The sequence below is a fragment of the Curtobacterium sp. RM9 genome (assembly GCF_054956955.1).
Genome location: NZ_CM143271.1, coordinates 1,854,217 through 1,863,025, shown reverse-complemented (window position 1 = coordinate 1,863,025; position 8,809 = coordinate 1,854,217). Strand labels below are relative to the sequence as shown.

The following is an 8,809-nucleotide window of genomic DNA, read 5'->3' as shown; positions in this document are numbered from 1 at the left end:
ACACGACGGGAGCGACCGGCGGCGCGGACGACCGTGCCGACCTGCCCGCCCACCGCAACCCGCCGGAGGTCGACCGGGTCGCCGCGGCCCGCGCCGCCGTCGCGGCTCGCCGCGCCCGCGCCGCCGTGAAGGCCGACGTGGCGTCGGGGGAGCGCTCGGCGCTCGACGTCGCCCGCGCGGCGTGGTCGGACGAGGACGCCCCGGCGGAGAAGTCCCTGCGCGTGCGCGACCTGCTCACGAGCCTGCCGGGCATCGGTCCCGCGCGGGCCGACGCCGTGATGGGCGAGCTGCGCGTCGCGCCGTCGAAGCGCCTGGGCGGTCTCGGCTCCCGGCAGCGCACCGTGCTGGCCGACTGGCTCGCCGCGCGCGGCCGGAAGCGGAGCACCTCGAAGCTCGTCGTGCTCGCCGGCCCGACCGCCGTCGGCAAGGGCACCGTGAGCGCGTACATCCGCGAGCACTTCCCGGACGTGAACCTCAGCGTCTCCGCGACCACCCGGAAGCCCCGGCCCGGCGAGGTCGACGGCGTGCACTACTACTTCGTGGACGACGCCGAGTTCGACCGGATGATCCGCGACCGTGAGCTCCTCGAGTACGCGACCGTCCACAACTCCTACCGGTACGGCACCCCGCGCCCGCCCATCGACCGCGCGCTCGACGCCGGCGACAAGGTCATGCTCGAGATCGATCTGCAGGGCGCGCGGCAGGTGCGCGACGCCATGCCCGAGGCCGTCCTGGTGTTCCTGCTGCCCCCCACCTGGGAGGAACTGGTCCGCCGCCTGATCGGTCGTGGCACCGAGTCCGCCGAGGAGCAGGCGCGCCGGCTCGACACCGCGAAGGTCGAACTGGCCGCCCAGGACGAGTTCGACGTGCGGATCGTGAACTCAGATGTCGGCACGGCGGCACGGCAGGTCGTAGACTTGTTCACTGCGCCCTGACGGGCGCGTCCGCGTCCCGCGCACTCGCGCGGTCCGACGCCCGAAGACCGAGGAGAACCCCATGGCCAACCCCCAGGGCATCATCGACCCGCCCATCGACGACCTGCTCGCCAAGGTCGAGTCGAAGTACGCGCTCGTCATCTTCGCCTCCAAGCGCGCGCGCCAGATCAACGACTACTACGCCGACCTGCACGAGGGTTCGCTCTTCGACAACGTGGGCCCGCTGGTCGACTCGACGATCGACGACAAGCCGCTGTCCGTCGCGCTGCACGAGATCAACGAGGACAAGCTCACGGTCACCAAGCAGCAGCAGCCCTCCGACTGATCGCGGTGACGAGCACCAAGCTGCGCCTCTTCACGTCCGAGTCGGTGACGGAGGGGCACCCCGACAAGATCTGTGACCAGATCTCGGACACGATCCTCGACGCACTGCTCACGGTCGACCCGCACGCGCGCGTCGCCGTCGAGACGATGGTGACGACGGGCCTGGTGCACGTCGCCGGCGAGGTCACGACGTCCGGCTACGTGGAGATCCCGAAGCTCGTCCGTGACGTCATCACGGGGATCGGCTACAACTCGTCCGAGGTCTCCTTCGACGGCCGCACCTGCGGTGTCGAGGTGTCGATCGGCGCGCAGTCGCCGGACATCGCCCAGGGCGTCGACGAGTCGCTCGACAGCCGTTCCGGCACCGGGGTGGACCCGCTCGACCGCCAGGGCGCGGGTGACCAGGGCATCATGTTCGGCTTCGCGACGAACGAGACGCCCGAGTACATGCCCGTCGCGATCTGGCTCGCGCACCGCCTCGCGGAGCGGCTGGCCGAGGTCCGCAAGACGGGCGTGCTCGACTTCCTCCGCCCGGACGGCAAGACGCAGGTCACGGTGGGGTACGACGGCGTCGTGCCGAAGACCGTCGAGACCGTCGTGCTCTCCACGCAGCACTCGCCGGCGGTGACGCTCGACGAGCTCACCGCGCAGATCACCGAGCACGTCATCCGTCCGGTGCTCGACCTCGTCGAACTGGACTCCTCGCACGTCGACGTGATCGTGAACCCCACCGGCCGGTTCGAGATCGGTGGCCCGCAGGGCGACGCCGGACTCACGGGCCGCAAGGTGATCGTCGACACGTACGGCGGGGCCTCCCGGCACGGTGGTGGCGCGTTCAGCGGCAAGGACCCGTCGAAGGTCGACCGTTCGGCGGCGTACGCGCTGCGCTGGGTCGCGAAGAACGCGGTCGCCGCGGGGCTCGCGGACCGACTCGAGGTGCAGGTCGCGTACGCGATCGGCCGTGCGAAGCCGGTCGGGCTGTACGTCGAGTCGTTCGGCACCGGGCACGTCGACGACGCCACGATCGAGGCCGCGATCCTGCAGGTGTTCGACCTGCGTCCGGCCGCGATCATCCGCGATCTCGACCTCCTCAAGCCGCGCTACGCGCAGACCGCCGCGTACGGCCACTTCGGCCGTGAGCTCCCCGGGTTCACCTGGGAGCAGCTCGACCGCGTCGAGGAACTCCGCGCCGCCGCAGGACTCGTCGCCGCCGCCGTCTAGGCACCGTGTGACCACCGTCGCGCGCGTCGTCCTCGACTCGCCGCTCCCGCAGTTGGACCGTCTGTTCGACTACCGGGTGCCGGCCGGGCTCGAGGACGACTGCGTGCCGGGGGTCCGGGTGAAGGTGCCGCTGCGCACCGGTGCACGGATGTCCGACGCGTACGTCGTCGAGGTGGTCTCCGAAGGGGACTGGCCGGGCGAGCTCAGCCCGGTCGAGCAGGTCGTGTCGCCCGTCCCGGTCCTCGCGCCGGAGGTCTGGCGGCTCGCCCGCGCCGTGGCCGACCGCGCTGCCGGAGTCGCCTCGGACGTGCTCCGACTGGCGGTGCCGCCCCGGCAGGTGCGCGCCGAGAAGGCCTGGCTGGCGCGGGACCCGGAGTGGTCGCCGCCGTCGGTCGTCGCACCGCCCGTCACCGGGTACGCCGAGGGCGTCCTGGAGGCGCTGGTCACCGACCGCGGGCGCGCTGCGGTCGCCGCGGTGCCGCACCCGGTGGCGCTCACCCCGGTCGCGCAGGGCACCCCGGCCGATGCCGCCGCCGAACCGGTGTGGGTGCCGGGTTGGGCAGCCACCGTCGCCCAGGCGGCAGCGCACGCCGTCGCCGCCGAGCGCTCCGCGGTCGTCGCCGTCCCCGACTTCCGCGACGTCACCGACCTCGAACGCGCCCTGCTCGCGGTGCTGCCGCCCGAGCGGGTCGTCCGGTTCGATGCCAAGCAGACGAACGGGCAACGTGCGAAGGCCCTCCTGCAGGCGCGCACGCACGCCGTCGTCGCGATCGGCAACCGCGCCGCCGTCTACGCGCCGGCCGCCGACCTCGGGCTCATCGCCATGTGGGACGACGGCGACGCCTCCTTCGCCGAGCCCCGGGCCCCGTACGTCCACGCCCGCGACGTCGCCCTCGTCCGCGCCGCGCAGTCCGGAGCCGCGCTCCTGTTCGTCTCGCACGCGCGGAGCACGGACGTGCAGCGGCTCGTCGAGCTGCACTGGCTGCAGGAGGTGGCCCCGCACCGGGTGCCCTCCCCGAAGGTGATCCCCACCGTGCAGCAGGTCGGTGCAGAGGGCTTCGCCGCGCAGGCCCGCATCCCGAGCACGGCGTGGCGCGCCGCCCGGGAGGCCAGCCAGCACGGACCGGTCCTCGTGCAGGTCGCGAGCCCAGGCTTCGGCACCGGGCTGGTCTGTGCCGAGTGCGGCGAACGAGCGCACTGCCGGATCTGCGGCGGGCCGCTGGGACAACCGCACCGCGGTGCGACGCCGCAGTGCCGGTTCTGCGGGGCGCTGGCGGTCGGCTTCCGGTGCCCGACGTGCGGCAACGGCACCGTGAAGCCCGTCGGGCAGGGAGCGCAACGGACCGCCGACGAACTCGGGCGCGCGTTCCCCGGCACGCGCATCGTCGTCGCGGACGGGTCCCGCCCGCTCGACGAGGTACCCGCCCGACCCGCCGTCGTCGTGGCGACCCGCGGCGCGGAGCCGTCCGTACCCGGGGGCTACGCCTGCGTGCTGCTGCTGGACGGGGAGCGGATGCTCGCGCGCGAAGGGCTCCGCGTGCAGGAGGACGTGCTGCGCTTCTGGACGAACGCCGCGGCGAAGGGCGCCCCGGGAGCGGAGGTCTACCTCGTCGGCATCGGCGGCAAGCTCGCAACCGCGATGGCCCTCTGGCGGCTGGACGGCCCCGCGCACGACGAACTCGCGGACCGGCGCGAACTGCACTTCCCGCCGGCGGTCCGCGTCGCGACCCTGACCGGCACCGACGAGGCCGTCACCGCCGCGGTGGACGCCCTCGACGGCCTGACAGCCGGCGCGGTGCTCGGGCCGGTGCCGGTGGCCGACGACGCCCTGCCCGGGACCGTCCGGTCGATCGTGCGCTTCCCGTACGCGCACGGCGCGCAGGTGGCGGCGACGCTGAAGGCCGAGGTGATCCGGCGCTCGTCGACCCGCCGCGTGCTGCCGGGCGGCAACCGCCGTCGTGCGGCACCCGCGCTCCGGGTGCGTCTGGACGACGCCGAGCCCTTCACCGAGGTCTGACCGCGCCCGGGCCCGCTGCCGTGGAGACGGAGAACGACGTCCCCGCTGTCGTACGACAGCGGGGACGTCGTTCGTCGTCGAGGACCGGGCGTGGCGTCAGGCCCCGACCGGACGTCGACGCTCGCGCGGGAAGACGATGCCGAGCGCGACCATGCCGACGGCGAGCACGAGGTGCAGCCAGTTGTCAGCGCTGTTCAGCGGCACGAAGTTCGCGCCGGAGTCGTGGCCCGCGGTGAACAGGCCGTAGATCCAGAGCACGAAGTACACGACGCCGCCGATGACGAGGTACATGCGCGACCCCGAAGCCCGGTTCGCCGCGAGGAGCCCGACGACGCCGAACAGCAGGTGCACGATGTTGTGCAGGACCGACACCTGGAAGACACCGAGCAGCATCGCCATCGAGTCGTGTCCCGCCCCGGCCAGGTCGCCGGTCGTCAGGCCCGGGATGAACCCGGCGATCCCGACGAGCAGGAAGACGATCCCGACGACGAGCGCGACCTTCTGGATGGAGGAACCGGCGTAGCGGTTGGTGGAGGTGGTGACGTCGCTCATGTCCCGCACGCTACCCAGCACCGTCACGGCGCGTTCCCAGTACGGTCCGGTGTCCGCGCACGGGGGACACCGCACCCGTGGGACGATGGAACCCATGCGCCTCGTCGTCGCCGGCAGCCCCGCTGCGGCCGTCCCCACCCTCCGCCGTCTCGCGGCGTCCGACCACGAGATCGCCGCCGTGCTCACCCGGCCACCCACCCCGCAGGGCCGCAAGCGCGTCCTGACGCCGACGCCGGTGGCGCAGACCGCCGTCGAGCTCGGCCTCCCGGTGATCGAGGCGGTCCGCGTGGACGATGCGGTCACCGCGCGGATCGCCGCGCTCGAGGTCGACCTCGGCGTCATCGTCGCCTACGGCGCGCTCCTCCGCCGCCCGGCGCTGGACGCCCCGCGGCTCGGCTGGATCAACCTCCACTTCTCGGACCTGCCGGCGTACCGCGGTGCCGCACCCGTGCAGCGTGCCGTGATGGCCGGCGACGCCCGCACCGCTGCGACGGTCTTCCAGCTCGTCGAGGCGCTCGACGCCGGCCCGGTCTTCGCGAGCGACCCGTACGACATCGACCCCGAGGCGACCGCCGGCGAGGTCCTCGCGGACATGGCCGAGCGCGGCGCCGACACGGTCCTCCGGGTCGTCGACGGCCTGGCGGCCGGCACCGCGGTCGCGCACGAGCAGACCGGCGAGCCGACGCTCGCGCCGAAGACCACCATCGAGGACGGTCGGACCGACTTCGCCGCGCCCGCCGCCGCCGTGCACGCCCACCTCCGCGGCGTGACGCCCGAGCCCGGCGCGTACGCCCACCTCGGCGAGACCCGCGTGAAGCTGCTCCGCAGCGCCCGGTCGGGAGGCGCGCCCTCCTCCGCCCCGTCCCTCGCGCCCGGCGCGCTCGGGCTCGTCGACGGGCGGCTGCTCGTCGGGACCGCCGACGAGCCGCTCGTCCTCACCGAGGTGCAACCGGCCGGGAAGAAGGCGATGGACGCCGCTGCGTGGGCCCGGGGCCTCGGCACCCTCGACGGGAAGGTCCTCTCGTGAGCGCGACCGGTCAGCGACCCGACGGACAGCGCAGCGGAGGTCAGCGGCGTGGCGGACAGCGCTCCGGTGGGCAGGGCCGTCGCGGTCCCCAGCGCCCCCGTGCGGTGAGCGCCCGACGCGTCGCCTTCGACGTCCTGCGTGCCGTGCAGGTCGACGACGCCTACGCGAACCTCCTCCTCCCGGCGCGCATCCGGCGTGCTGGCCTCGCCGCCCGCGACGCCGCGTTCGCCACCGAGCTGACCTACGGCACGATCCGGATGCTCGGGCGCTACGACGCCGTGATCGCCCTCGCCTCGGGCCGACGCCTCGACAACATCGAGTCCGACGTGCTCGACGTCCTCCGACTCGGGACGCACCAGCTCCTCGGGATGCGGACCGCCACGCACGCCGCCGTCTCCGCGACCGTCGAGCTCGCCCGCGAGGTCGGCGCCACCCGTGCGACGGGCTTCGTGAACGCCGTCCTCCGGAAGGTCGCCGCCCGCACCGACGCCGAGTGGGACGAGCCGATCACCGCGGGCCGCGGGGGAGACGCCCTGCTCGCGACGCGCTGGTCCCACCCCGCGTGGGTCGTGTCCGCACTGCGGGACGCCCTCGCGGCCGAGCGGTCCCGCGACGAGCTCGCCGCGCTGCTCGCCGCCGACAACGTCGCGCCGCGGGTGCAGCTCGTGGCGCTGCCGGGTCGCGCCACCGACGAGGACGTGCGGACCGCGACCGCCGCCTCGACCGATGCCGATGCCGATGCCGAGGCGGCGGACGACGACGCCGCCACCACCACCGATGCGGCGGACCGGACCGACGCCCCGGACGCGACCGACGACGGCAGCGCGGCGGACGACGCGTCCGACACCGCGCCTCCCGTTCCGTCCACCGTCGTGGTGGCGGACGCGAGTCCGGTCTCGCCGGTCGGCGTCCGCGGCATCGTCGGCGACCCCGCGCGGGTGCCGGGGGTGGCCGCCGGCCGGATGCGGGTGCAGGACGAGGGGTCGCAGCTCGCGGCCCTCGCGCTGAGCCGCTCGTCCGCCGTGCGGGCGGGGGAGCGGTGGCTCGACATGTGTGCCGGACCCGGCGGCAAGGCGGCGCTCCTCGCGGCCGAGGCCGAGCAGGGCGGCGCGACCCTCGTCGCGAACGAACTCGTTCCGGCGCGTGCCGGACTGGTGCGGAAGGCCCTCACCGGGTACGAGCGGACCGTGACCGTCGTCGAGGGCGACGGTCGGCGGTTCGGTCGGCCCGAGGACGAGCGCTTCGACCGGATCCTCCTCGACGCGCCGTGCACCGGCCTCGGCGCACTCCGGCGTCGACCCGAGGCACGGTGGCGGAAGCAGCCCGAGGACGTCCCCGAGCTCGCGGCGCTGCAGGCCGAGCTGCTCGACGCCGCGGTCCGCGCGCTCGCGCCGGGCGGCACGCTCGCCTACGTGACGTGCTCGCCGCACCTCGCGGAGACGCGTGGGCAGGTCGACGCGCTGATGGCACGGCACGGCGACGTCCTCGAGCAGCTCGACACCGCCGGTGTCCTGCGCGCCGTTGCGGCTCGGGACCCGCAGGTGGCGGACGGCCCGGTCGCGCAGCTCTGGCCCCACCGGATCGGCACGGACGCGATGTTCGTCGCCCTGTTCCGCCGCTCGGCCTGACGCCGGGGGTCGAGCGGCGCTCGGTAGGGTTGGCGGGTGACCATCCGCATCTCGCCGAGCATCCTGTCCGCCGACTTCGCGAACCTCGAGCGGGAGCTGCACCGCATCGAGAGCGCCGACCTCGTGCACGTCGACGTGATGGACAACCACTTCGTGCCGAACCTCACGCTGGGCCTGCCGATCGTGCAGCGCCTGCAGGAGGTCTCCCCGGTGCCGCTCGACGTGCACCTCATGATCACCGATGCCGACACGCAGGCACCGAAGTACGCCGAGACGGGTGCGTCGAGCGTCACGTTCCACTTCGAGACGGCGGACGACCCGGTGGCGACCGCTGCCGCGATCCGTTCGAACGGCGCCCGTGCGGCGGTCGCGGTGAAGCCGGGCACGCCGATCACGCAGGTCCTGCACCACCTCGACGCCTACGACATGATCCTGCTCATGACGGTCGAGCCGGGCTTCGGCGGCCAGTCGTTCATGCCGTCGGTGATGCCGAAGCTCGCCGACGCCCGCGCCGCGGTCGACGCCTCCGGGCTCGACGTCTGGCTCGAGGTCGACGGCGGCATCGCGGTGGACACCGTGCCCGAGGCCGTGCGGAGCGGTGCCGACACGCTCGTGGCGGGCTCCGCCGTCTACGGCGGCGAGCCGGCGCAGCGCATCGCGGACCTGCGCGAAGCGGCCGCGGCGGCCCGCGCGTGACCGCGGCGAGCGACGCGGCGGCGGCGGGGCGTGCCTCCCGTCCGGACGGTGCGTCGGACGCGGGCGCGCAGGACGGTAGCCTGGTCCCCGTGAAGACGTTCGACGACCTGTTCGCGGAGCTGACCGAGAAGGCGCGGACGCGCCCCGAGGGCTCCGGCACCGTCGCCGAACTGGACGCCGGCGTGCACCAGATCGGCAAGAAGATCGTGGAAGAGGCCGCCGAGGTCTGGATGGCGGCGGAGTACGAGGGCGACGAGCGCACCTCGGAGGAGATCTCGCAGCTGATCTACCACCTGCAGGTCCTCATGGTCGCGAAGGGGCTCACCCCGGCGGACGTCTGGCGACATCTGTAGGCAGCGCTGGCAGCGCCGATCGGCGCAGCAGCCACCTCCAGCCGTCACCGACCTCC

General features: G+C 74.0%; 9 protein-coding genes. 8 read left to right on the top strand and 1 reads right to left on the bottom strand.

The window, feature by feature from the left end; all coding sequences use genetic code 11:
• The first annotated feature begins 41 nt into the window (after positions 1-41).
• The 4 genes from gmk (at position 42) to ACY3FI_RS08830 (ending at position 4,497) form a co-directional block, all read left to right on the top strand.
• Complete coding sequence (gene gmk / locus ACY3FI_RS08845) at positions 42-935, top strand: guanylate kinase (RefSeq protein WP_462550334.1); 894 nt, start codon at positions 42-44, stop codon at positions 933-935.
• 61 nt (positions 936-996) lie between these two features.
• Positions 997-1,260: a DNA-directed RNA polymerase subunit omega gene (gene rpoZ, locus ACY3FI_RS08840; protein WP_065959155.1), complete on the top strand. Its 264-nt coding sequence runs from the start codon at positions 997-999 to the stop codon at positions 1,258-1,260.
• 5 nt (positions 1,261-1,265) lie between these two features.
• A complete protein-coding gene (gene metK, locus ACY3FI_RS08835) occupies positions 1,266-2,480 on the top strand; it encodes a methionine adenosyltransferase (RefSeq protein WP_462547162.1) in 1,215 nt (404 codons plus the stop codon).
• A gap of 7 nt (positions 2,481-2,487) precedes the next feature.
• Positions 2,488-4,497: a primosomal protein N' family DNA-binding protein gene (locus tag ACY3FI_RS08830; protein WP_462547161.1), complete on the top strand. Its 2,010-nt coding sequence runs from the start codon at positions 2,488-2,490 to the stop codon at positions 4,495-4,497.
• A gap of 96 nt (positions 4,498-4,593) precedes the next feature.
• On the opposite strand, the gene ACY3FI_RS08825 is transcribed toward ACY3FI_RS08830, so the two are convergent.
• Positions 4,594-5,049: a DUF4383 domain-containing protein gene (locus ACY3FI_RS08825; protein ID WP_462547160.1), complete on the bottom strand. Its 456-nt coding sequence runs from the start codon at positions 5,047-5,049 to the stop codon at positions 4,594-4,596.
• 94 nt (positions 5,050-5,143) lie between these two features.
• On the opposite strand from ACY3FI_RS08825, the gene ACY3FI_RS08820 reads away from it, so the two are divergent.
• From ACY3FI_RS08820 to ACY3FI_RS08805, 4 genes are all read left to right on the top strand, one after another.
• Positions 5,144-6,076, top strand: a complete 933-nt coding sequence (locus tag ACY3FI_RS08820) for a methionyl-tRNA formyltransferase (protein ID WP_462547159.1) — start codon at positions 5,144-5,146, stop codon at positions 6,074-6,076.
• A gap of 104 nt (positions 6,077-6,180) precedes the next feature.
• The gene (locus ACY3FI_RS08815) at positions 6,181-7,704 is read left to right on the top strand and encodes an RsmB/NOP family class I SAM-dependent RNA methyltransferase (RefSeq protein ID WP_462547158.1); all 1,524 of its coding nucleotides are present in this window, start codon (positions 6,181-6,183) and stop codon (positions 7,702-7,704) included.
• Positions 7,705-7,740: 36 nt separating this feature from the next.
• Complete coding sequence (gene rpe, locus ACY3FI_RS08810; protein WP_462547157.1) at positions 7,741-8,400, top strand: ribulose-phosphate 3-epimerase; 660 nt, start codon at positions 7,741-7,743, stop codon at positions 8,398-8,400.
• Between the two features lie 89 nt (positions 8,401-8,489).
• Positions 8,490-8,753: a phosphoribosyl-ATP diphosphatase gene (locus ACY3FI_RS08805; protein ID WP_058726551.1), complete on the top strand. Its 264-nt coding sequence runs from the start codon at positions 8,490-8,492 to the stop codon at positions 8,751-8,753.
• Positions 8,754-8,809: the final 56 nt, after the last annotated feature.

Bases quoted from the DNA above. Each gene is read 5' to 3' on its own strand.
- ACY3FI_RS08820 (WP_462547159.1), top strand. From the start codon at position 5,144: ATGCGCCTCGTCGTCGCCGGCAGCCCCGCTGCGGCCGTCCCCACCCTC.
- rpoZ (WP_065959155.1), top strand. From the start codon at position 997: ATGGCCAACCCCCAGGGCATCATCGACCCGCCCATCGACGACCTGCTC.
- ACY3FI_RS08825 (WP_462547160.1), bottom strand. From the start codon at position 5,049: ATGAGCGACGTCACCACCTCCACCAACCGCTACGCCGGTTCCTCCATC.